This window comes from Klebsiella sp. 10982, assembly GCF_048589245.1.
Lineage (GTDB): Bacteria > Pseudomonadota > Gammaproteobacteria > Enterobacterales > Enterobacteriaceae > Klebsiella > Klebsiella quasivariicola.
In genome coordinates this window covers 20,009-43,977 of record NZ_JBMAXV010000040.1, presented here as the reverse complement: position 1 = coordinate 43,977, position 23,969 = coordinate 20,009, and the positions used below count along the sequence as shown (strand labels likewise).

The 23,969-nt window shown below is 55.3% G+C and carries 21 protein-coding genes; 8 read left to right on the top strand and 13 right to left on the bottom strand.

Annotation, left to right across the window (positions count from 1 at the left end; translation table 11 throughout):
- Positions 1-25: 25 nt before the first annotated feature.
- On the bottom strand, positions 26-1,411 hold the full coding sequence (gene cysS / locus ACKLKD_RS22730) for a cysteine--tRNA ligase (protein ID WP_080924513.1): 1,386 nt from the start codon (positions 1,409-1,411) through the stop codon (positions 26-28).
- A gap of 175 nt (positions 1,412-1,586) precedes the next feature.
- Here cysS and ppiB point away from each other — a divergent pair, with 175 nt between their 5' ends.
- The 5 genes from ppiB to purK all read left to right on the top strand — a co-directional run bounded on the left by ppiB (position 1,587) and on the right by purK (position 4,923).
- A complete protein-coding gene (gene ppiB, locus ACKLKD_RS22725; RefSeq protein WP_004151319.1) occupies positions 1,587-2,081 on the top strand; it encodes a peptidylprolyl isomerase B in 495 nt (164 codons plus the stop codon).
- 3 nt (positions 2,082-2,084) lie between these two features.
- Positions 2,085-2,807 (top strand): UDP-2,3-diacylglucosamine diphosphatase, encoded by a 723-nt coding sequence (gene lpxH, locus ACKLKD_RS22720; protein ID WP_025714226.1) that lies wholly within the window; start codon positions 2,085-2,087, stop codon positions 2,805-2,807.
- A gap of 107 nt (positions 2,808-2,914) precedes the next feature.
- The gene (locus tag ACKLKD_RS22715; protein WP_025714225.1) at positions 2,915-3,253 is read left to right on the top strand and encodes a hypothetical protein; all 339 of its coding nucleotides are present in this window, start codon (positions 2,915-2,917) and stop codon (positions 3,251-3,253) included.
- A 96-nt stretch (positions 3,254-3,349) separates the two neighbouring features.
- Positions 3,350-3,859, top strand: coding sequence for a 5-(carboxyamino)imidazole ribonucleotide mutase (gene purE / locus ACKLKD_RS22710; RefSeq protein WP_004151322.1), 510 nt, complete (start codon positions 3,350-3,352; stop codon positions 3,857-3,859).
- Complete coding sequence (gene purK, locus ACKLKD_RS22705; protein ID WP_025714224.1) at positions 3,856-4,923, top strand: 5-(carboxyamino)imidazole ribonucleotide synthase; 1,068 nt, start codon at positions 3,856-3,858, stop codon at positions 4,921-4,923. The genes purE and purK overlap by 4 nt, the downstream gene beginning before the upstream one ends.
- Before the next feature lie 154 nt (positions 4,924-5,077).
- On the opposite strand, the gene ACKLKD_RS22700 is transcribed toward purK, so the two are convergent.
- Genes ACKLKD_RS22700 through ACKLKD_RS22685 form a run of 4 tightly spaced genes read right to left on the bottom strand, consistent with a single transcriptional unit; the run spans position 5,078 to position 9,728 of the window.
- Positions 5,078-5,971 (bottom strand): carbamate kinase, encoded by an 894-nt coding sequence (locus ACKLKD_RS22700; RefSeq protein WP_012737544.1) that lies wholly within the window; start codon positions 5,969-5,971, stop codon positions 5,078-5,080.
- Positions 5,972-5,979: 8 nt separating this feature from the next.
- On the bottom strand, positions 5,980-6,783 hold the full coding sequence (locus ACKLKD_RS22695) for a DUF2877 domain-containing protein (protein ID WP_012737543.1): 804 nt from the start codon (positions 6,781-6,783) through the stop codon (positions 5,980-5,982).
- A gap of 8 nt (positions 6,784-6,791) precedes the next feature.
- A complete protein-coding gene (locus tag ACKLKD_RS22690; RefSeq protein ID WP_012737542.1) occupies positions 6,792-8,051 on the bottom strand; it encodes a DUF1116 domain-containing protein in 1,260 nt (419 codons plus the stop codon).
- A 9-nt stretch (positions 8,052-8,060) separates the two neighbouring features.
- Positions 8,061-9,728, bottom strand: coding sequence for an acyl-CoA synthetase FdrA (locus ACKLKD_RS22685; protein WP_080924512.1), 1,668 nt, complete (start codon positions 9,726-9,728; stop codon positions 8,061-8,063).
- A 314-nt stretch (positions 9,729-10,042) separates the two neighbouring features.
- On the opposite strand from ACKLKD_RS22685, the gene allD reads away from it, so the two are divergent.
- From allD to allE, 3 genes are read left to right on the top strand one after another with little or no spacing between them, the layout of a single operon-like run.
- Positions 10,043-11,092, top strand: coding sequence for an ureidoglycolate dehydrogenase (allD, locus tag ACKLKD_RS22680; protein WP_025714223.1), 1,050 nt, complete (start codon positions 10,043-10,045; stop codon positions 11,090-11,092).
- 21 nt (positions 11,093-11,113) lie between these two features.
- A complete protein-coding gene (allC, locus tag ACKLKD_RS22675; RefSeq protein WP_080896985.1) occupies positions 11,114-12,349 on the top strand; it encodes an allantoate deiminase in 1,236 nt (411 codons plus the stop codon).
- Positions 12,350-12,359: 10 nt separating this feature from the next.
- On the top strand, positions 12,360-13,142 hold the full coding sequence (allE, locus tag ACKLKD_RS22670) for a (S)-ureidoglycine aminohydrolase (RefSeq protein WP_025714221.1): 783 nt from the start codon (positions 12,360-12,362) through the stop codon (positions 13,140-13,142).
- 219 nt (positions 13,143-13,361) lie between these two features.
- Here allE and glxK read toward each other — a convergent pair whose 3' ends face one another.
- From glxK to gcl, 8 genes are all read right to left on the bottom strand, one after another.
- Entirely contained in the window at positions 13,362-14,507 is a 1,146-nt protein-coding gene (glxK, locus tag ACKLKD_RS22665; RefSeq protein WP_025714220.1) for a glycerate 3-kinase, read from the bottom strand.
- 17 nt (positions 14,508-14,524) lie between these two features.
- A complete protein-coding gene (locus ACKLKD_RS22660) occupies positions 14,525-15,835 on the bottom strand; it encodes a uracil/xanthine transporter (protein WP_025714218.1) in 1,311 nt (436 codons plus the stop codon).
- 185 nt (positions 15,836-16,020) lie between these two features.
- Positions 16,021-17,382: an allantoinase AllB gene (gene allB, locus ACKLKD_RS22655; protein ID WP_012737535.1), complete on the bottom strand. Its 1,362-nt coding sequence runs from the start codon at positions 17,380-17,382 to the stop codon at positions 16,021-16,023.
- Positions 17,383-17,511: 129 nt separating this feature from the next.
- Positions 17,512-18,966, bottom strand: a complete 1,455-nt coding sequence (locus ACKLKD_RS22650) for an allantoin transporter (RefSeq protein WP_080896986.1) — start codon at positions 18,964-18,966, stop codon at positions 17,512-17,514.
- 77 nt (positions 18,967-19,043) lie between these two features.
- The gene (locus tag ACKLKD_RS22645; protein ID WP_025714215.1) at positions 19,044-20,300 is read right to left on the bottom strand and encodes an MFS transporter; all 1,257 of its coding nucleotides are present in this window, start codon (positions 20,298-20,300) and stop codon (positions 19,044-19,046) included.
- A 54-nt stretch (positions 20,301-20,354) separates the two neighbouring features.
- Positions 20,355-21,233, bottom strand: coding sequence for a 2-hydroxy-3-oxopropionate reductase (gene glxR, locus ACKLKD_RS22640; protein ID WP_025714214.1), 879 nt, complete (start codon positions 21,231-21,233; stop codon positions 20,355-20,357).
- 119 nt (positions 21,234-21,352) lie between these two features.
- Entirely contained in the window at positions 21,353-22,129 is a 777-nt protein-coding gene (gene hyi / locus ACKLKD_RS22635; protein WP_012737531.1) for a hydroxypyruvate isomerase, read from the bottom strand.
- Between the two features lie 13 nt (positions 22,130-22,142).
- A complete protein-coding gene (gene gcl, locus ACKLKD_RS22630) occupies positions 22,143-23,924 on the bottom strand; it encodes a glyoxylate carboligase (protein ID WP_025714053.1) in 1,782 nt (593 codons plus the stop codon).
- Positions 23,925-23,969 lie beyond the last annotated feature (45 nt).

Sequence of the window (23,969 nt, the reverse complement as noted above, 5' to 3'; positions counted from 1 at the left end):
CGCTAAAGCGGGCGTTTTTTATGGCTTACTTCCGGCGCCAGGTGGTGCCCTGCGGGCCATCCTCCAGCACAATGCCCATCTCGTTAAGACGGTCGCGCGCCGCATCCGCCGCCGCCCAGTCTTTCGCTTTACGCGCGTCCAGGCGCTGCTGGATAAGCGATTCGATCTCCGCCACTTCCGCGTCGTCGGCCTGCGCGCCGCTCTGCAGGAAGGCGTCCGGCTCCTGCTCCAGCAGGCCCAGCACCGCAGCAAGCTTACGCAGGTGGGCCGCCATGGCATTTGCCGCCGCAGCGTCCTCGGTTTTCAGGCGGTTTACTTCACGCGCCATATCGAACAGCACCGAGTAGGCTTCCGGGGTGTTGAAGTCGTCGTCCATCGCCTCGATAAAGCGTGCTTCGAAGACTTCGCCCCCCGCCGCGTCGACGGATTTGTCCGTTCCGCGCAGCGCGGTGTACAGACGCTCCAGCGCCGAACGCGCCTGCTTGAGGTTCTCTTCGCTGTAGTTCAGCTGGCTGCGATAGTGGCCGGACATCAGGAAGTAGCGAATCGTCTCCGCATCGTAATACTTCAGCACGTCGCGGACGGTAAAGAAGTTGCCCAGCGATTTCGACATCTTCTCGCGATCGACCATCACCATCCCGGAGTGCATCCAGTAGTTGACGTACTCGCCGTCGTGGGCGCAGGTGGACTGGGCGATTTCGTTTTCATGGTGCGGGAACATCAGATCCGAACCGCCGCCGTGAATATCGAAGTGGTTGCCGAGCTGCTTGCAGTTCATCGCCGAGCACTCGATATGCCAGCCCGGACGGCCCGCGCCCCACGGCGACGGCCAGCTCGGCTCGCCCTCTTTCGACATCTTCCACAGGACGAAGTCCATCGGGTTACGCTTGACGTCAACCACGTCGACGCGCGCCCCCGCCTGCAGCTGGTCGAGATCCTGGCGCGACAGCAGTCCGTAGTTCGGGTCCGTCGGCACGTCGAACATCACGTCGCCGTTATCTGCCACGTAGGCATGACCTTTGGCGATCAGTTGTTCGGTGATCTCGATGATCTCCGCAATATGATGCGTCGCGCGCGGCTCGCTGTCAGGGCGCAGAATATTCAGAGCGTCAAAATCTTTGTGCATTTCGGCAATCATGCGATCGACCAGCGCGACGAAGCTTTCGCCGTTTTCATTAGCGCGCTTAATGATTTTATCGTCAATATCGGTGATATTGCGCACGTACTTCAGCTTATAGCCGAGAAAACGCAGATAGCGCGCCACAACGTCAAAGGAGACGAAGGTCCGGCCATGGCCGATGTGACAGAGATCGTAAACGGTAATACCACACACGTACATGCCGACTTCCCCGGCATGGATAGGTTTAAATTCCTCTTTCTGGCGCGTCAGTGTATTAAAAATTTTTAACATCGAAGATTCCGTGTAGACGTGTGTGGGTAATGAAGTCTCTATAATACCCATAATTCAGACCGGACGCAGCACACATTGCAAGGTGCATCGACCCCCGCGGTTATGCTATAACACCCCCCTATATCTCACCCGACATCGGGTGCTGGCACCACACTCATCGGAACAGGATGCAAAAATGGTTACTTTCCACACCAATCATGGCGATATCGTAATCAAAACGTTTGACGACAAAGCGCCGGAAACAGTTAAAAACTTCCTGGACTACTGCCGCGAAGGTTTCTACGACAACACCATTTTCCACCGTGTTATCAACGGCTTCATGATTCAGGGCGGCGGTTTTGAACCGGGCATGAAACAAAAAGCCACCAAATCTCCGATTCAAAACGAAGCGAACAACGGCCTGAAAAACACCCGCGGTACGCTGGCAATGGCTCGTACTCAGGCGCCGCACTCTGCCACCGCGCAGTTCTTCATCAACGTGGTTGACAACGACTTCCTGAACTTTTCCGGCGAAAGCCTGCAGGGCTGGGGCTACTGCGTGTTCGCGGAAGTGGTTGAAGGCATGGACGTGGTAGACAAAATCAAAGCGGTTGCCACCGGCCGCAGCGGCATGCACCAGGATGTGCCGAAAGACGATGTGATCATCAAAAGCGTCACCGTCAGCGAGTAATTCGTGGCGACACTTTTTATTGCAGATTTGCACCTGCAAACAGAAGAACCGGCGATCACCGCCGGTTTTCTGCGTTTTTTACAGGGCGAAGCCCGCCAGGCGGACGCCCTGTATATCCTTGGCGATCTGTTTGAGGCATGGATCGGCGATGACGATCCCAACCCGCTGCACCAGCAAATTGCCGCGGCAATCAAAGCCGTCGTCGACGCCGGGGTACCCTGCTACTTCATCCACGGCAACCGCGATTTTCTCGTCGGCCAGCGCTTTGCCCGCCAGAGCGGGATGATCCTGCTCGCCGAAGAAGAGCGACTGGACCTCTATGGCCGTGAAGTGTTGATTATGCATGGCGACACGCTGTGCACCGATGACCCAGGCTATCTGGCGTTTCGCGCCAAAGTCCACACCCCGTGGATCCAGCGTCTGTTCCTGGCCCTGCCGCTGTTTATCCGCCGCCGCATCGCCGCCCGCATGCGCGCCGACAGCAAAGCCGCCAACAGCAGTAAATCAATGGACATTATGGATGTAAATCCACAGGCGGTAGTTGACGCGATGGAGCGGCATCACGTGCAGTGGCTGATCCATGGCCATACCCATCGCCCGGCGGTTCATGAACTGCAGGCCAACGGCCAGCCCGCATGGCGCGTGGTACTCGGCGCCTGGCACAGCGAAGGTTCGATGGTCAAGGTAACGCCGGACGACGTCGAACTCATCCACTTTCCGTTTTAGTTCCCCCGCAAGCACAATTCCGAAATCGTCCCTCACCTGGGCGAAGATGCGCACTTCCCCCCGCCCTGCATGCTAGTCTTCCACAACGTCACTCTCAAGGAACGAGCATGAGCAGGAAAAAGTGGAGTCAGCCGCTGATGTGGGGAACGATCATCGCGATCCTCAATCCATTAGGGGTAAGTTATATCGCCTTAGTCGGCGTCGCTATTGGCAACACGCTGACATTTGTCTGGTGTGCGCTGCTGGCGTGGGCTATGTATTTCTATGCCATTTATTTGCTCTGCACCCGCCCCCACGATAGCCGGCTGGTACAAATCTATTTACTGATAATGGGTGCCCTGATGCTCCCCTGGGGGTTAGTGCTGCTCATCACCTGCATCATGACTGAGATAAAGGCTAATAACCAGCGCTCGCCATCACCGCCGGGCGAGACAAAAGACGGCTAACCATGCGCACGCAACCGTTTTCCTTGCTAGCAGTTCATGCTATTCTCTGTGGCCTCTAAAGCAGTGTGAAACACACCCACAGGAGTTTTAAGACGCATGTCTTCCCGCAATAATTCGGCGCGTATCGCCATCGTGATGGGGTCCAAAAGCGACTGGGCTACCATGCAATTTACCGCAGAAATCCTGGATGCCCTGAACGTTCCGTATCATGTCGAAGTGGTCTCTGCCCACCGCACGCCCGATAAGCTCTTCAGCTTTGCTGAAAGCGCCGAAAGCCACGGTTATCAGGTGATTATTGCAGGGGCAGGCGGCGCGGCGCATCTGCCGGGCATGATTGCGGCGAAAACCCTGGTGCCGGTGCTCGGCGTACCGGTACAGAGCGCGGCCTTAAGCGGTGTCGACAGCCTCTACTCCATTGTACAGATGCCGCGCGGCATTCCGGTCGGCACCCTGGCTATCGGCAAAGCCGGCGCCGCAAACGCAGGCCTGCTCGCCGCGCAGATCCTTGCCCAGCACGATGCTGAACTGCACCAGCGCCTGAGCGCCTGGCGTCAGGCGCAAACCGATGAAGTGCTGGATAACCCGGACCCGCGGGGTGCGGCATGAAACAGGTATGCGTGCTCGGTAACGGCCAGTTAGGCCGTATGCTGCGTCAGGCCGGCGAGCCGCTGGGCATCGCCGTCTGGCCGGTGGGGCTGGAAGCCGACCCGGAAGCGGTGCCGTTCCAGCAGAGCGTCATCACGGCAGAAATTGAACGCTGGCCGGAAACCGCCCTCACCCGCGAGCTGGCCCGCCACCCGGCGTTCGTCAACCGCGATGTCTTCCCGATTATCGCCGACCGCCTGACGCAAAAGCAGCTGTTCGACAAACTTGGCCTGGCCACTGCCCCGTGGCAGCTGCTGGCGGATAAAAGCGAGTGGCCGGCGGTGTTTGCCCGTCTCGGCGAACTGGCGATCGTTAAGCGTCGCGTCGGCGGCTATGACGGCCGCGGCCAGTGGCGTCTGCGCGCTGACGAAACCGCGCAACTGCCCGATGACAACTACGGCGAATGCATTGTCGAGCAGGGAATTAACTTCTCCGGCGAGGTATCGCTGGTGGGCGCCCGCGCTCATGACGGTAGCACCGTCTTCTACCCGCTGACCCGCAACCTGCATCAGGACGGTATTCTGCGCGCCAGCGTGGCCTTCCCGCAGGCCAATGCCCGCCAGCAGGCGCAGGCGGAAAGCATGCTGACGGCGATCATGAACGAGCTGAATTACGTCGGCGTGATGGCGATGGAGTGCTTCGTTACCGCCGAGGGGCTGCTGATCAACGAGCTGGCGCCGCGGGTGCACAACAGCGGCCACTGGACGCAGAACGGCGCGTCTATCAGCCAGTTCGAGCTGCATCTGCGGGCGATTACCGGCCTGCCGCTGCCGCCGCCGGTGGTCAACAGCCCGTCGGTGATGATCAACCTGATCGGCACCGATCTCAACTACGACTGGCTGAAACTGCCGCTGGTGCACCTGCACTGGTACGATAAAGAGGTGCGTCCGGGTCGCAAAGTCGGCCACCTGAATCTCACCGACAGCGATACCGATCGCCTGAGCGCCACCCTGGAGGCGATCAAACCGCTGCTGCCGCCGGAGTACACCAGCGGTCTGTTCTGGGCGCAATCGCAGCTGGCGTAACGCCTTACCTTTGTCTTGCCGGGCGGCGGCTGACGCTTGCCCGGCCGATAAAAACCCAGCTATTCAGAACTCGTCGCCCTGGCAACTCGCCTCCGTCGCCGTCCCGGGGCAAAATGCACGATATTCAGACATCCTCACCGCCGGTAGTCCCACGTCAGGGCTTGATACAGGTTCCCGCCCGCCCGGCGAGTGTCTCCTCAATGCGTGATAATGCACCAATCCACGCCCGCTTGCCTCTGCGGCGAACATAGCTGCTGACTGCCGAAATTTTCGGCCCCATCGCGCCATCGTCGCGAGCAAAAGGCGCCAGCGCTTCCGGGGTCGCTTCACGGATCGGTCGCTGCATTGGGGTGCCCCAGTGTTCATATACCGCATCCGCATCGGTGAGGATCACCAGACCATCGGCATCAATCTGTTCCGCTAGTAGCGCTGCGGCCAAATCTTTATCGATAACCGCCTCTGCGCCCTGTCCGCTCTCGAGCACCGGAATGCCTCCGCCGCCACAGCAGATCACGACATGTCCCTCATTCAGCAGACGCTCAATCGAGTCGCTCTCCTCAATTCTCACCGGCCTTGGCGAGGCGACAACCCGACGCAAGTATTTGCCGTCGCGCTTCATCGTCCAGCCATACTCCTCTTCCAGTTGCTGCTGTAACTCAGGGTCATAGACCGGACCGATAAATTTCTCCGGCGCCGAAAAGGCTGGATCGTTCGATGCCACAGTAATACGCGTCATCACTGTCGATACCGGCGGTACCAACGATTCCTGCGCCAGACATTGGGCCAGCATATAGCCAATCATGCCCTGGCTCTCCGCCACCAGCACGTCCAGCGGGTAAGGTTCAACGTCGCTATAGGCCAGATTTTGCAGCGCCAACAGGCCTACCTGCGGCCCGTTGCCGTGCACAATGGCCAAACGGTAATGCTGCGCCAGACGCGCCAGCGCGGGAACGGCACTGTGAATATTGCGATACTGATTTTCTACCGTCAGCGCTTCTCCGCGCTGTAATAAAGCGTTACCCCCGAGGGCAACAACCAGCGTTTTCATAAAAGTCCTTACATTATTTGTTGCGCCAGCCAGAACCCCAGAAGCGTGTCGGCACCAGAGGTGTGCCCCATCGCCAGCAGGGCTTCGACGGCAGGTTCAATTCGTCGTCCGCACTGAAGCGCGTTAACAACATGCAGTAGCGGTGAAGCGAAGCATCCCTTACTGGCGTAGCGTAAATAGTTGACGCTGACCTGCGTTGTGGCAGCATGCAGATCGCCGGAGGCATGAAAGAAATGGTGTCCGCTGTTGCGCGACATCTGTCCAGAACACCACGCGGACAGCATCATGCCGATCAGCATATCGTCCATGCTCGGCGTCAGGCCTGGCCCCTTCCCCAACCACAGCCGCCAGTCAACGGGGCTCCCGGTCAACGCAGAAGCAAAACAGTGGCGTAATTGCCGCAACTCAGGATGATGCGGCAGATGGATAGCCTGCCACAGCGGCCCAAACAGGCCCGTCTCTTCCGGGCGCTTCATGAGCGCTGCCGGCAGATAAGGGCCATCAGGCTGATATCGAGGCCGCAGGGAGCAGCGCCTGCGTGGCGGTAACAGCAAAAGGTTATCGACCTGAATGCCGTCATCACGCGCTATCGGCAACCCCCCCGCCTTCAGCGCCGCGTGTAAACGGATAAAATCACGGTGACGTAATACCCATCCGCCGGGGCTCACGCCTTGTCCCCGATGATGCAGCGTCAGCATCGCGCCGCCTGCAACATAGAGATTGATGGTGCGCTGCCAGAGGCCGCCGGTTCGCCACGGCTGGCGATGGTCCGGCGCGTCAATGCTGCCTGTCAGCGGACGGATCTTATCCATTGCGTGCCTCAGCTCACGCCCAACTCGTCCGCCAGCGCTTCCAGCGCCAGTTCAAAGCAGGCCAGTGGGGCTCTGACGGTTCCGGCGCCAATCTGGCCGATCCCCGCCTCTTTATGCGCGATACCAGTGTTGATAAGCGGTGTAATGCCAGTTTCAACCACCCGGCGAATATCCAACCCCAGACAGGCGCCCTGGAAATCCCAGCCCGGAATTTGCAGTTGCATATTGCGTTCAAGGAAGATTTCCGCCATCTCCTCGGAGACCGATTTCGCCGCCTCCATCCCACCCGCGCCGACAAAGCGAGTGACGCCCGGGGCCGCGATCATCGCCGCCCCGCCGATGCCGAAGGTTTCAGTAATGGCGCTATCGCCCATATCCGGGTTGGCCTGCTCCTGCGAGAAACCAGTGAAAAACAGCCCCTGCGGCGTATTGACCGGCGCGGTAAACCAACGGTCGCCCAGCCCGCTGACGCGAATACCAAACATATCGCCGTTGCGGGTCATCGCGGTGACGATACTGCCCGCGCGGACCTGCGCCCCGGCATCCATCGCCGATTTACAGTAGGCCATCGCCAGGTTGAGAAAGAACTGATCGGTAATGGCGAGGAAATCCATCACTTCAGCTATCTGCTGTTTGTCGTGATTAAGGCGCGCCAGATGCGGCGCCAGCGTGCGCATTAGCAGCGCGGAGGTGGCGATATTACGCTGGTGAAACTCATCCCCCATGGTGATGCCCTGCGCCATCATCGCCGTCAAATCGATGCCGCGCTCCATCTGTTTCAGAGCCGCGCTAAGCACCGGCATCAGCACATCGCGCATCCAGCGCAGGCGCTGCTGCACATCTTCGCCGTAAGCGCCGAAACGCATCACCTTGCCAATCCCTTCGTTCAGGTTGCAATAGGCGCGGTTGCCTTCAGCGATATTTTCCACCACCAGCATCGGCATGTTCGGCGAAGTAATGCCGCCCATTGGCCCCACGGCGTTAACGTGATGGCATGGAATAAAGGTAATTTCGCCGCTTTCCAGCATCGCATGGGCAGTTTTTTCATCCTGCGCCCAGCCTTCGAACAGGCATGCGCCAATGCAGGCCCCTTTCATTGGGCCGGTCATCGCCTGCCAGCGCATCGGCGGCCCGGCGTGGAGCAACGTTTTGTTCTGATTCAGCGCCCCGATTAGCGCACCTGCCGGCTTCACATCCAGCCAGTGCGGACGTGCATTCCGAATTCGTTCAATTACTGCCTCATTGGCCTGCGCCACTGATGTAAACATAGGGACCTCTTATTGCAAACGCTCTAATAAACGAGCCAGTTTTTTATTTCCTCCGGCAATCGGCGCCCACTGATAGTGAACAACCGGCGTTCCGGCGGACTGTAAATCGATCGCAAAACTGCGCAGACCGGCATTAATTACCGCCACCCCATCCAGCAGACTGGAACGCGGTGCGGGCTCCGCCATCCGCTGAGGGCTAATCAGCGCAACAGCAAGCAGTGCGGCTTCCGGGAGGCTATCGACCACCACCACGCCGGCATCTTCCAGCTCGGCAATCTGACGGGAACGACACTGCGGGTCATTTTCGGTACCGGTCACGGTCGCGATAACGTGCAGCGGATGGCTTTCACTCCTCAATGCCCAGGCCAGCCGGCATGCTTCCACCAGCGATCCCGCCGGGTCGGCGGTGGCGCCATAGCCAATCACCACATCCAGCAGCAATACGCCCACCTGCGTTTGCTCGCCGAGCTCGGCAATCAGTTGGTTACGCAGGGAGGGATCAATCATCGGGTGTGGACGACCAACGGTGTAGAAATCATCGCCGAGGTCGACGATCTGGTGGCCCAGAGCGTTGAGCATCATGCCCTGCGGGTGATGCTCATCGGGAGTGATGTTCAGGCGCTCAGCCAGCAGCCCGGCAGATTCCGCCGCTAGCGTGCCGCCGGTATATAAACCGCGGATATGCTTATCCGCGACTGCGGTCAGATTTTCCTGGTGGCGTACCACTCGGGCCAACAGACACGCCAGCCGACCGGCCTCGTCCAGCGTGCGGGCAAACCAGACGTTTTCATCGCGGTTGACTGGCGAGACATAGCCAAGAAATAGCGCCACCACCGGTTTAGCACTGCGTTTCATTGCGTTAATTATCTTCAGGCGCACCGCCTCATCAGGTGGCTTGGATACAAAGGCCAGTACCTGGCTCCGCGCATCCTGGGTTAGCATTTCCAGCGCCGTTTGCGCACTAAGGCCCCCCACTTCCGCGCTCAGATCACGGCCGCCGAGACCTATCGCATGGCTGATCCCTTCGCCGCCGAGGGCAATTTGCGATACCAGTTCCTGGATACCGGTACCGGAGGCGCCAATCACCCCGATATTGCCCTCTGGTGTAACGTTGGCGAAGGCCAGCGGGGTGCCGGCAATCATGGCGGTGCCGCAGTCAGGTCCCATCACCAACAATCCTTTCTCACGGGCGCGGGTTTTGAGGGCAATTTCATCTTCCAGGGTGACGTTGTCGGAGAAAATCATCACGCTTTTCTCACTACTGAGCGCCTGATGGGCCAGCTCTGCGGCATATTCTCCGGCAACAGAAATTAAGGTCATATTGGCCTGCGGCAGTTTTTGCATCGCGCTTTGCCAGCGGCGAACCACGTTCAGACTCTGACTTTGTCCGCTTCCCTGCGCCAGGGCGGATAAGGCGTCATCCAGACGGGCGATAATCATTTCTGTCACCGATGCATCTGCGCAATCGGTACGGATCGCCACGCAAATATCATTCGGCGTCGCCGTGGCAAAATCGTCATGCCAAAAACCGGTAGTTTCCAGCAGCGCTTTATTTGCCGGCGTGCCCATCATGACCGAAACATCGTCGACATTTTCTGACTCACTCAGCTTACGTGAAATAATCATTAAACTGACTGAATCCTGAAAACAGCCCTTTTTAATAAAGGCATGGATCATAATAACTCCCCAATAATTGCACCCATTGCAATTGAATGAGCATGGTTAATCTGCAATCAGGCTAACGGGATGGAATTATCAATGGCGTGACCTAAATCACATGAGGATTATTACTACAGGCTTTCAAACAAACCGCCTGACATTAGCAGTGATTTTTTAATAAATCGATTACACGGCCATTTATGACAAATCCATTACGATTATCAAATAAAATCTAACACTGGTCATTTAACTATACAGATCACAATTTCAGTTTCTTTTCCCCGTATTTTAGTCAGCAGTCAGGCTCTACACCGTCGTTAAAAGGAAGACAGATGAAAGTCAGTCGGGAAACACTTCATCAGCTTATTGCTAATAAGCTGAACGCAGCAGGACTCACTCATAATCACGCGGATATTATTGCCGATGTGTTGGTTTATGCCGATGCCAGAGGCATTCATTCGCACGGCGCGGTTCGTGTTGAATATTATGCTGAACGAATTTCAAAAGGCGGCACCAATCGTCATCCCACCTTTAGCTTTGAAAAAACCGGTCCCTGCAGCGGCATTTTGCATGCCGATAACGCCGCCGGCCAGGTCGCCGCCAAAATGGGCATGGAACATGCCATTGAGATCGCCCGGCAAAATGGCATAGCCGTAGTGGGTATCCGGCGCATGGGACACAGCGGGGCCATCTCGTACTTCACGCAGCAGGCGGCTCGCGCCGGGCTGATTGGCCTCTCGCTGTGTCAGTCAGACCCGATGGTCGTCCCTTTTGGCGGAGCGGAGATCTACTACGGCACCAACCCGCTGGCCTTCGCCGCTCCCGGCGAGGGCGACGATATCATCACCTTCGATATGGCCACCACCGTCCAGGCGTGGGGAAAGATCCTTGATGCTCGTTCTCGCCATGAAAGCATTCCCGATAGCTGGGCGGTGGACAAAAACGGCGCCCCAACCACGGATCCCTTTGCCGTCCATGCTCTGCTTCCTGCCGCCGGCCCGAAAGGTTACGGGCTGATGATGATGATTGACGTCCTATCCGGCATTTTGCTCAACCTTCCTTTTGGTCGCCAGGTCAGCTCGATGTACGACAACCTGAGCCAGGGGCGTGAGTTAGGACAATTGCATCTCGTGATTAATCCTGACTTTTTCTCCTCCAGCGCCTTATTTCGCCAGCACATTAGCGAAACCATGCGCGAATTAAGCGCCATTACGCCAGCGCCTGGATTTAGTCAGGTTTATTACCCGGGGCAGAATCTGGATATCAATGAGAAAAACAGCGCGGTCAACGGGATCGAAATCGTTGATGAGATTTATGACTATCTGGTTTCAGACGCTTTATATAACCGCTCTTATGAAACCAATTCCCCTTTTGCTCAATAAAATAAGTAACAGGAGTTATGTATGACTCATTCTTTTCGACAGGCAATTGAAGAAACATTGCCCTGGCTTTCATCCTTCGGCGCCGATCCTACCGGCGGACTTACCCGTTTGCTTTATTCGCCGGAGTGGCTGCAGGCGCAGCAGGCGTTTAAACAAAAGATGAGCGACAGCGGGCTGGAAACACGCTTCGATGAAGTGGGTAACCTTTATGGCCGCCTGCCCGGTAGCCGTTTTCCCGACGACGTTATCCTCAGCGGCTCGCATATTGATAGCGTCGTCAACGGCGGTAATCTTGACGGTCAGTTTGGCGCGCTGGCGGCCTGGCTGGCGGTCCGCTGGCTAAAAGAGACCTACGGGGCGCCGCTGCGTACCGTGGAGGTGCTGGCGTTAGCGGAAGAAGAAGGCAGCCGCTTCCCTTACGTCTTCTGGGGCAGCAAAAATATCGTCGGCATCGCTAACCCAGCGGACGTGCGTGAGATTAAAGACGCCAAAGGCGTGGCGTTTGTCGATGCGATGAAGCAGTGCGGTTTCAGCCTGCCCGCCGCCCCGCTGGCGCCGCGCCGGGATATTAAAGCCTTCGTTGAACTGCATATCGAACAGGGCCGCGTGCTGGAAACCAACAAGCAGTCCATCGGCGTGGTCAACGCCATTGTCGGCCAGCGCCGCTACACCATTACCCTCAACGGCGAGTCTAACCATGCCGGCACCACCCCAATGGGCTACCGCCGCGACACCGTCCATGCTTTCAGCCGCATCTGCTGCGAATCTATCGCCAAAGCGAAAGCCCACGGCGACCCGCTGGTGCTCACTTTCGGTAAAGTCGACCCGCAGCCGAATACGGTCAACGTGGTGCCGGGTAAAACGGTCTTTACCATGGATTGCCGCCACACCGATGCCCTTGCATTAACGGCATTTACTGAAGTGATCGAAGGCGATATGCGGCGGATCTGCAAGGAAATGGATATTGGCATTGAAATCGACCTGTGGATGGATGAAGCTCCGGTTCCCATGGACCAGAGGCTGGTCGCCCAGCTCACTGCCCTGTGCGAAAAGGAGAAGGTGAATTTCCGCGTGATGCACAGCGGCGCGGGGCACGACGCGCAAATTTTCGCCCCCTGCTTCCCGACCTGCATGATCTTTATGCCGAGCATTAAAGGTATTAGCCATAACCCGGCGGAGAGTACGCATATCGACGATTTGGCGGAAGGCGTAAAAACGCTCGCCTTAATGCTGCACCAACTGGCCTGGACTGAATAAGGAAAAGATAATGGGATATTTAAATAATGTCGTGGGTTATCGCGATGATTTACTGGCCAGCCGTTCCATCGTGCGCCACGGTAATTATGCCCTGCTGACGCCGGACGGTCTGGTCAAAAATATTATTCCGGGTTTTGCTAACTGTGATGTGACTATTCTGTCGACGCCGAAATTAGGCGCATCCTTCGTTGATTATCTGGTGACGCTGCATGAAAACGGCGGCAATCAAAGCGGGTTTGGCGGCGAAGGCATTGAAACCTTCCTGTATGTCATAAAGGGGGAAATCACCGCCGGGGCGCAGGGTAAAACCTTTGCGCTGACCGAAGGCGGCTATCTTTACTGCCCACCGGGTGAACGGATGACGTTCAGTAATAGCCATTCAGCCGACAGTCAGCTATTTCTCTATAAGCGCCGCTATATTCCGACAGAGGGCCATGCGCCTTATCTGGTCACCGGCAACGTCAGCCAGCTGGAGCGTATTCATTATGAAGGAATGGAAGACGTTATTCTGATCGACTTCCTGCCAAAAGAGCTGGGCTTCGATATGAATATGCATATCCTCTCTTTCGAGCCGGGCGCCAGCCACGGCTATATCGAAACTCATGTGCAGGAGCACGGCGCCTATATTCTTTCCGGCCAGGGCGTGTATAACCTCGATAACAACTGGGTTCCGGTGAAGAAAGGCGACTATATCTTTATGGGCGCTTATTCCCTACAGGCGGGATACGGCGTTGGGCGCGAGGCGTTCAGCTATATCTACTCGAAAGATTGCAACCGTGACGTTGAGATCTGATTGCTAACAATCTGCGCTCGTTGGTATTGCCCGGCGGCGCTTTGCTTGCGTGTTCCTACGGGTACATCTCGCCGCTTTCGTCGGCCGGGTAAGGCGTCATCCGCCACCCGGTGAAATGCGGACACAACGGTAAAGGCGGATTTGTTACCCATCGCATAACATTCTTTTTTGTTTAGCTATGTTGGATTTTGCCACGGTGAGAACCGTGGCATTTTTTATTCAGGCGGGAATGTTCTGGCCGAGCTTGATAGCACAGGCAATATTGCGCGCGCAGGCATACAGATTTTGCTCACCGCGATCCAGCACTTCGGCAAGCGGCGCCAGCGCGGGCAGAATGCTGAATACCGCATCAATGCCATGCTGATGCACCGCTTCCACGCCGTCCCCCAGAACGCCAGCGATACCGATCACTGGGATGCCATGCTTTTTCGCGAGCCGCGCCACGCCAATCGGCGCTTTGCCGCCGACGGTTTGCGAATCCATTCGCCCTTCACCGGTAATTACCAGATTCGCGTCGCGCAGCGCCTCCTCCAGTTGCATCGCCTCAATCACGATATCGATGCCCGGCTTCAGCGCCGCGTTAAGGAATACGCAAGCTGCCACGCCCATACCGCCCGCCGCGCCGCCGCCGACAATCTTCGTCACCTCCGTACCCGTTGCCGTGAGCAGCACCTGTGCGTAATTTTGCAAACCACGCTCGAGGGCAGCGACCATCTCAGCGCTGGCTCCTTTTTGCGGTCCAAAGACCGCCGCCGCGCCGCGTTCGCCGAGCAGTGGATTATCAACATCGCAGGCCACATCAATCCGGCATTTGCGCAGGCGCGGGTCGAGGTCGCGTAAGTCAATGCTAGCCAGCCGCGCCAGCGCGCCGCCACCGAATCCTACGCTCTCGCCGCGCTCGTCAAGAAAACGTGCCCCCAGGGCCTGGGCCATGCCCATTCCACCATCTACCGTGGCGCTGCCGCCAATACCGAGGATAATATGGCGAACGCCGGCGTCCAGCGCATGGCGAATCAGCTCCCCAGTCCCGAAGCTGGTGGCCCGCAAGGGATCGCGTCTCCCGGCGGGAACCAACATCAGCCCGCTGGCTGCTGCCATTTCAATAAACGCGGTTTGCCCGTCGCCGCTCAGGCCATAGAAGGCGCCTACCACCTCTCCCAGCGGTCCCATCGCCGGCAGCATCACCATTTTGCCGTCGGTCGCCTCAACCATTGCCTCAACCGTCCCCTCGCCGCCGTCGGCGATCGGCAGGCAGATGCACTCCGCCTGGGGGAAAATGGAGACGAAGCCCGCCTTAATCGCCTGAGCGCAGCGACTGGCGCTGACGCTTTCTTTGAACGAGTCTGGTGCAATAATAATTTTCATTGTTCATCCTTTTAATGTCATGACTTAATACGATCCCAGGGAATGAGATTCTCCATGGCTACCGCCAGCAGCACCCCGATTAGTAAGCCGTTACCTAAGAGTGGTCTGATTGTCAGAGGCAACGTCTGGAGATAAACCGGCGGTAGCCCCATCAAAAAAATGCCGACAAATAACGGCAGAGCCAGCCGATAGATATTTCGCGCGGTAAAGGTAATTTGCTTACTGAAAGATAAACTGGAATATAACAACGGCAGGTAAGAGACCAGCATGACCGCACTGCTGATCGGTAAAGGTAGGGTGGTAAAAAAGTGGGTCAGCGGCGTAAATAATCCAACCAGCAGACAGCACAAACAGCCGATAATAAATGGCCGGCACGAGGTGTCGCCAGTTTGAGTTAATAAAGCTGTCGACGAAACAAAGGGGGAAAATGGCACCACGTTGAGCGGAACCGTTATTAATGTTATCAAACCGGAGATTATAAAGCTGCGTCGATAGCGGGTATTACTGGCTCCCTGTTGGGGGTAAAAAACATCGGTGCTGCGAATGGCGCCATAGGTATTGGTAATATTAACCAGTCCCGCCAGCAGGGCGGTTAAAATGATGCCGGGTCGTAGCTGGCCGCCGTAACCCAGCGGGAACCACTGCCAGTGAATGGGGCCTGAGGCTACCGTAGCGGGAGGCATGCGAAACAGCAGATACCAGCCAGCCCAGCCCGCCAGAGTGCCGATCAGTAAGGCGTAGCGAGCGATACCATCCGGGAGAAAAATGATCATTCCCAGCACCAGAATCATCACCGACAGCGCCAGGCAAAATGGTGCCAGCTGAATAGCCGGATTAACCTGCGTCGAACTAAAGGGCAGCCCAAGCATGCCTTTAAAAAAGATGGTAGTCAGCTGCGCGCCCAGCAGCAGCATGAAAAAGACCATTACCGTTGGGCTGAACAGCTTCGCCAGGCGATGGCCAATGCCACTTACGCCAATAATGATGGTGAGCGCCGCCGAGAAAAATATGCCGACAGCCAGGCTGGAGGCGATGCTGTCGAACGGCGTCCCCCGTGCGGCTTCGCCCACGGTGACCGTCAGAATGGTGCTCCACCACAGGCCCGTCGGTCCTTCCATAATCGCCCGACGATGTCCCAGTAACGCTTGTGCCAGACAGGCCAATCCAGTGGTGATAAACCCGTACTGGGTAAGCGTAATTAACGCGCTGGCAGGGAGCTGAAAAGCAGACTGTAATGTTGGCGGTACCACAACGGTGTTGCAGAAAATAAAGAAGAACCATTGAAACCCCGCCAGGGTGTTACGTTTATTTAGCGGCAATACCACCATGATGAAATCCTGAAAAAGCGCCTGCCGTTAAACAGACGCTAAATATGGAATGGGGCGAGAAACGGTCCCCTCTCCCCTTTTAGGAAGAGGGATAGGGTGAGGGAAAATGTACCCACCAATGCCCTCACCCCGGCCCTCTCCCAAAGAGAGAGGGAGCAAACCATCCCCAACTTTTTATTCGCCCGTTACTGCTGATGCTTAAGGATAAATTTCCCCTTCGGCTCGCGCGGGAAGCCCTGTTCGATGTCATAGATCACCTCGCCGCGCAGAATGGTTTTAGCAATCCGAGCGCCAATCTTGCGACCCACGTAAGGGCTGACTTTGTGGCGATATTCGAGGTCTTCTGCCCGTAAGACGTAGCTGCTGTTCGGCTGAATAAACACCAGGTCGGCGTCTTTACCCGGGGCAATGCGGCCCTTATGCTTCAGGCCGAAAATATCGGCGGCGTTGGTCGCCATCAGACGGGCAAACTGCGGCAGAGACATACCGCGTTTCTGCACCGCTTCATCGAACATCACGTCCATGCAGTTTTGCAGACCGGCAATCCCGCCCCAGGCCTGCATGATATTGCCAGCCTTCATTTCCGGTGGGCACGGCGAATGGTCGGAGACCAGGCAGTCGATTTCTCCGTTGAACAGCTTTTCCCACATGCCTTTCTGGTTTTCCGCATCGCGGATCGGCGGAGAGCACTTCGCCAAGGTACCGATCTCTGCAAACTGATCGGTATCCAGTACAAAGTAGTGCGGGCAAGATTCACAAGTCACATCCTGCCCTTCCTGACGGGCGCGGGTCACTTCGGCTACCCCTTCCGGGCTGCTGACATGACACACATGCAAGCGGCAACCGGCGACTTTCGCCAGATACAGAACGCGGCGAATGGCTTCCACTTCGGTGAAGACCGGACGAGAGGCTACGTAATCATGCGCCGTCACGCGGCCTTCCCTTTTCGCCTCTTCGCCCAACTCGTCGCAGATCAGCGCGTTTTCGCAGTGCACCAGCACGGTCTGCTTCATTTCGGCCAGCTTTTGTATACCTTTGAAGAACTGCCAGTCGTTGACGTCGCGGAAGTCGTTATCGATCCCGCGGTCACCGCAGGTGGCGACGAAGCATTTGAATCCCACCACTCCCACTTCATCCAGCTCATGCAGTCGGTCGAGGTTATAAGAGACCAGGCCGCCAAGCTGCGCGGCATCGATGGTCAGTTTGCCTTTCGCCGCGTCGAATTTCAGCTCAATGGTCTGCCGGTCAACGGTGGCCGGTAGCTGATTCAGCGGCATTTCAATCATCGTGGTGATGCCGCCTTTTGCCGCCGCGCGAGTCCCGGTTTCGTAACCTTCCCAGTGGGTACGACCAGGTTCAGAGATATGCGTATGCGCATCGACCATGCCCGGCGAAACGATCAGCCCCGTGGCATCCATGACCTGCTTCGCCTCGCCCAGGTGCTCACCAATAGCAGCGATTTTACCGTCGTTCACCGCGATATCGACTACCCGGGATTCGTTTTCCAGAATAACAGTGCCGTTTTTAATGATTAAATCAAAAGACATAATAACTCCTTGTATGTGTACAGATGGGTCAGCCGCCATACTTCTGCTGCGACATTGCGTGCCGCAATAACAATGGCTTTGGCCGGTAATGCTTCATCCATGAAATAAACTTTCCTGGTTAAAATTAAATTAACTAACAGTATTTGGCCGTGTCAGATTATTGTGTTGCGCCCGTTTCTTCAGCAAAGCGTACGCAACAAAAGCGACAATAACACCGACAAACCATGACACACGGGAGAAAGGTTCCAGCAAAGGAATAAACTTCCCACCGAGAGATAAAATAACTGCTACAATGGTTACCAGGAATGCGGTAACATTAAAACCATTATCAAAATATTTATAATCCCCTGGTGCGGTATAAAGTTCATCAAGATTTATTTGCCCACGCATAACGATGAAATAGTGAGCCATCATTACACCAATAACCGGCCCCAACATCCCGCCAATAATATCGAGGAAGAGATAAATACTGTCTTGATTCTCCATTAATTTCCATGGGCAAATCAGTAAGCTAATAATACTGGCGATAAGCACGCCATTTTTATAGGTCAGTTTGGCTGGGGCGATCGCCGCGATCTGATAACCTGCCGGTATAATATTACCGGTAGCATTGGTGGAGATCGTGGTCATCAATATCACCAGCACCGCAAAGAACGAGGCAAACAGGCTGTCCCATTTCTGCACAATATCCAGCACGTTCCAGGTATCCATACCATAGTGGATACTTGCCCCGGCGATAATACAGACGCCGGCGACCGCAAACAGAATATAGGCCACCACGAGTCCAAGCGTCTGACCAATAGCCTGCTCGCGAAATGAGCGCGCGTTCTGGGTGAAATCCGAGGCACTGACAGCCGGAGCGGCCCAGACGGCCACCACCGCGTTGATCACCACCAGGAACAAGAAACCGGTATGTTCCGCTTTTGCCACCCCGGCAGGCAGGTAGTCGAGGATCGGGCCGAATCCTACCAGCGAAATGGCCCAGATAGCCATGCCGCCGAAGACAATATAGATGCAGGGGTTGAGGATTGCGGTAAATTTATTCAGCACTTTTCCGCCACCAAAGCCAATCCCGACGTTAATCAACCAGAACACCAGAAAGGCGATCAACCCCGGCAACGACAGCCCCAGCAGCTTAAAATCACCGCCAAGCGTCAGAAACGCAGGCCATAATTTGCCTAATAAGATCAGAAATGCCAGCGATCCGGCGTAGCATTGCAAGCCAAACCACATAATCGCCGCGATACCGCCTCTGAGCAGTCCGGGCAATAATGCACCGCGTACTCCATATGAGGCTCTTAATATCATCGCGAAGGGTACGCCATATTTACTTCCGGCAGCACCATTAAACACCATGACCAGGGCAATAATAAAGGCACTTAATATTATCGCCATCATGATGCTAAAAGTGGAAAGTCCAAGGATAAAAAAACCACCCACCATCACATAATTTGGTACGTTGTGTACAGAACCCATCCACAACGTGAAATAATTGAATGTTTTCCAGTTACGCTGAGTGTCTGATTTCGGCAATAGATCATCACTATAGCCCCTGGTTTTGTATAGGTCTTGAGTTTGTTCCATAATTCCCTCTTAATACGCATCGGATTACGTTTGTAGGTTTAGCTATGTGGAACAACAATTTTTATTATTTATTTTTATTATACGGTGATGGTCTTTGACGGTATTTTATTCTTGCGCAAGGTGATCAGAGCAAAAAGTATCGTCCCGGTAACAACCAATCCGGCAGACATCACAAAACTAATTTCTTTCGATCCGGTCAGGTCGGAAATAAAGCCGGTGAGCGTCGGTGCAACTACCGCAGAACTCATACCAAAGAAATTAAATAAGCTGAAGGCGCGGCCTAACGTTTTCGCTGACGCCTGCTCGGAGACGAACGAGATAAGAATCGGATCAACGGCCATTTTGCCCAGCAGCCCGTACAGTACCAGGCTAATCATCAGCATGGTGGTATTCGGCGACAGAACGGTAAACATCAACATGGCCGCTGCGACTATCTCCAGCCCGAGAATAACTTTGACTTTACTGTCACGGAATTTATCCGAGAGATGGCTAAAGAACAGCGCGCCCGGTACCCCGACCACCGCCACCAGCGCGGAAGCAAAACCAATCGCCCCACCGTCAAACCCGCGTTCGGTCTGAAGATAAGAGGGCAGCCAGGTTACAATCAGATAGTAGCCGTAGCAGGTACAGAAATAGAGAAAGTACACGCTGCACAGTAATGGCGAGAACAGCGGCGCCGATTTCTCTTCCGCAATCGGCGCTGACGCCGCTGCGCTCGTTTTATTTTCCGCCGTGGCGGGTTCTTTCAGTTTGCGGCGAATGACCAGGGTAAACACGCAGAGCATCACCAGTAAAATCGCAGCGACGATAAACAACACATTTTGCCAGGCCATGTGCATGCTCTTGACCAGAATACTTGAGCCAATCAGGCCAATCCCCATGCCAATGGCAGAGCCGCTGTTGATGATGGCATTCGCCAGCGCCCGGCGTTCCTGCGGCACGTTGGCCGAGGAGAGCGAATAGGCGGAACTAAAGAAGGAGGCACAACCGGCGCCGGCCAGTAGCGAGCCGATATAAATCAGCGTCAGATTTCCGGCATTAGCGATACTCAGGGTACCGATAATAAATAGCGAAAAACCGCACATCAGCATAATTTTCTGGCCCAGTTTATCCACCAGAATGCCGCAGGGGATCTGCATGCCGCAGTAGGCCAGAAAATAGAAGCTGGCAATCGCGCCAATTTCAGCATTACTGACGTTACCCAATGACGCCTGAATCTCCGGATAAATCGGCGTTAACACGGTACGATAGATCCAAATTGCCACCCAGCCCAGACTCATTACCACGACTATTTGTTTCCAATAGTCGACACCTTTTTTATTGATCGTATCCATAAAGTCACCTGTGAGGTTCAAATAAAGCTGCCGATTTCGGCAGCTTTACGCTTATTATGCTATTTGATGATTTGCCATTAATTCCAGAGCCTGAATCAGAGACGAGTGATCTAATTCGCTGCCGCCATTCGCGGCACAGGTATTAAATAGCTCCTGACAGGTAGCTGTATTCGGCAGATTAAGCGCCAGGGCTTTAGCGCTCTGCAGAGCCAGATTGAGATCCTTCTGGTGCAGAGAAATTTTAAAGCCTGGATTAAAGGTGCGGTTAAGCATTCTTTCACCATGCACTTCCAGAATACGTGAGGAAGCGAAACCGCCCATCAACGCCTGACGAACGCGAGCGGGGTCCGCCCCGGCTTTAGAGGCAAAAACCAGCGCTTCGGACACCGCTTCAATATTCAGCGCGACGATAATCTGATTGGCGACTTTACAGGTCTGACCGTCGCCGTTTCCTCCGACGAGGGTGATATTTTTACCCAAAATCTCAAACAGCGGTTTTACGCGGGCAAAGATGTTTTCATCGCCGCCAACCATAATGGAGAGGGTGCCTTCACGTGCGCCAATTTCGCCGCCGGAGACCGGGGCATCAAGGTAATCGGCGCCCAGATCCCGCACCTGCTGCGCAAAACGTTTGGTTTCTATCGGTGAGATAGAGCTCATATCCACGATAATTTTGCCCTTCAGCGCCGCTTTAGCACAACCATGTTCGCCAAACAGCACCTCGGCAACCTGCGGGGTATCGGGTACCATAATAAAAATAATGTCTGACTGCTCCGCCACCTGTTCCGCGCAGGCCAGATGTTGTGCCCCGTGCTTGAGTAATTCATCAGCAACAGGCCCAATGGTGGTAACGTGCAGTGCGTGCCCTGCTTTAGCAAGACGGAGCGCCATCGGGGTGCCCATAATCCCCAAACCAATAAATCCCAGCTTCATAAGTGTCCTCTCACGATGTGTATTTCGATTTATCTGGGCAATAGCTATCCCTTCCTGTTGTCAGGAAATAAATCCCCTGAGTCTGGAATAATAAATACTGCCCAACGATAAATTTAAAATTAGCGGTAGCGATTAAACCAAGTCAGTCCCGCTTCGGTGGTGGTCAATGGTTTATATTCACAACCTACCCAACCGTCATAGTTTGATTTATCGATGAAATTAAAAAGATACTCATAATTAATTTCACCGGTCCCGGGTTCGCCGCGATTCGGATTATCGGCGATCTGTAAGTGACCAATACGATTAGCATATGTTTGCATCGTATGGGTTAATTCCCCCTCCATACGTTGCATATGGTAAATATCGTACTGAATTTTCAGATTATCATTACCCACTTCATCAATCAGCGCCAACGCCTGATGCGTGGTATTCAGATAAAAGCCCGGCATGTCGAAGTAATTGATTGGCTCAATTAGCAGTAGAATACCTTCCTGGGCCAGCGCGGCGGCGGCAAAACGTAAATTCGCCACCAGCGTTGAGCGAATATGTTCTTCGCGATAACCCACCGGAGTTTTGCCGACCAGACAGTTAATTTTACGATTGCCCAGCGCTTTGGCGTAGCGGATTGCGGCGTCGACACCTTCGCGAAACTCCACTTCGCGGCCTGGAATACAGGCGATGCCGCGTTCCCCTGCCGCCCAGTCACCAGCGGGTAAATTGTGTAAAGTATGTTCCAGCTGGTTGTCGCTCAGCTTTTGCTTTAATAGCTCGGGGGCATAGTCATAGGGAAACATAAATTCAACAGCGCGAAAACCACAGGCCGCCGCTTTCTCAAAGCGATCCAGAAAATCATATTCCTGAAATAACATGGAAAGGTTGGCAGAAAAGCGCAACATAATGTCACCTCATTTATTCATATTTCATGAAACAAGTTTCGGTTGGTGCGTCAATGGCGCTATCGGCAACGTCTTCGAACTCCATGACATTATCCAGTTCGCTGCCCATGGAGATATTGGTTACGCGCTCGAGGATCACTTCCACAACGACCGGCACGCGATAGGCTTTTATCCATGCTTTGGCCTGCTCAAACGCGGGGGCAATATCCTCAGGCTTGAAGACGCGAATTGCTTTACAACCGAGTCCCTCCGCGACCTTCACATGATCGACGCCGTAGCCGTTTACTTCGCTGGAGTTAATATTTTCAAACGCCAGCTGAACGCAGTAGTCCATGTCAAAGGCGCGTTGCGACTGGCGGATCAAGCCGAGATAGGCGTTGTTCACCAGGACATGGATATAGGGAATATTGAACTGGGCGCCTACCGCCAGCTCTTCAATCAGAAACTGGAAGTCGAAGTCGCCGGAAATCGCGACCACGTTGCGCTCAGGATCGGCAGCGCAAACGCCCAACGCAGCGGGAAGCGTCCAGCCCAGCGGCCCCGCCTGACCGCAGTTGATCCAGTGGCGGTCTTTAAACACATGCAGCATCTGCGCGGCGGCGATTTGCGACAGGCCAATGGTGGTGACATAGCATACGTCCCGGCCAAACGCTTTATTCATCTCTTCATAGACACGCTGCGGTTTGACCGGCACGTTATCGAAGTGGGTTTTACGCAGCAGCGTACGCTTGCGCGCCTGGCACTCGCTAACCCAGCTCTCGCGACGCGGCAGGCGACCCTCTTTTTGCATTTGCTGCGCAATGTCTACCAGCTGAATTAACGCCGCTTTGGCATCGGAGACAATGCCTAAGTCCGGGCACAGTACACGGCCAATCTGCGTCGGTTCAATGTCGATATGAATAATTTTGCGGCCTGCTGTGTACTTCTCAACCGAGCCGGTATGACGATTCGCAAAGCGGTTGCCAATCCCGAACACCAGATCTGAGGCCAACAACGTGGCGTTGCCGTAGCGATGCGCGGTTTGTAAGCCGACCATTCCGGCCATCAGTTCGTGGTCGTCCGGTATACAGCCCCAGCCCATCAGGGTCGGGATCACCGGGACATGGGTGATTTCCGCAAATTGTTGCAGCAGCGCGGCGGCATCGGCGTTAATCACCCCGCCACCGGCAACAATCACCGGACGTTCAGCCTGGACTAACAGCGCCAGTGCCTTTTCAATTTGCGGACGCGTGGCGATCGGTTTATAAGCCGGCAGCGGCGAGTAAAGCTCAGGGTCGAATTCGATTTCTGCCACCTGGACATCATAAGGCAAATCGATGAGCACCGGTCCCGGTCTACCGGAGCGCATCAGATGGAAAGCCTGCTGCAGCACGCCCGGAACTAGCGCCGCCTCTCGGACAGTCACCGCCATCTTGGTAACTGGTTTAGCAATAGATTCAATATCCACCGCCTGAAAATCCTCTTTATGCAGGCGCGCGCGCGGCGCCTGGCCGGTGATGCACAGAATCGGAATCGAGTCCGCGGAGGCAGAGTACAGGGCGGTGATCATATCCGTACCCGCCGGACCGGAGGTCCCCAAACAGACACCAATATTACCGGCAGTCGCGCGGGTATAGCCTTCAGCCATATGAGACGCGCCTTCAACATGGCGGGCAAGAATATGGCGGATCCCGCCGTGCTTACGCATCGCAGAATAGAACGGGTTAATAGCCGCGCCAGGCACGCCAAATGCCGTGTTAACCCCTTCTTTTTCCAGAACATACATTGCCGCGTCAACGGCTCTCATTTTTGCCATTTTTACAACCTCACTTTATTGGAAAATTTTTCCAAATATAAACAT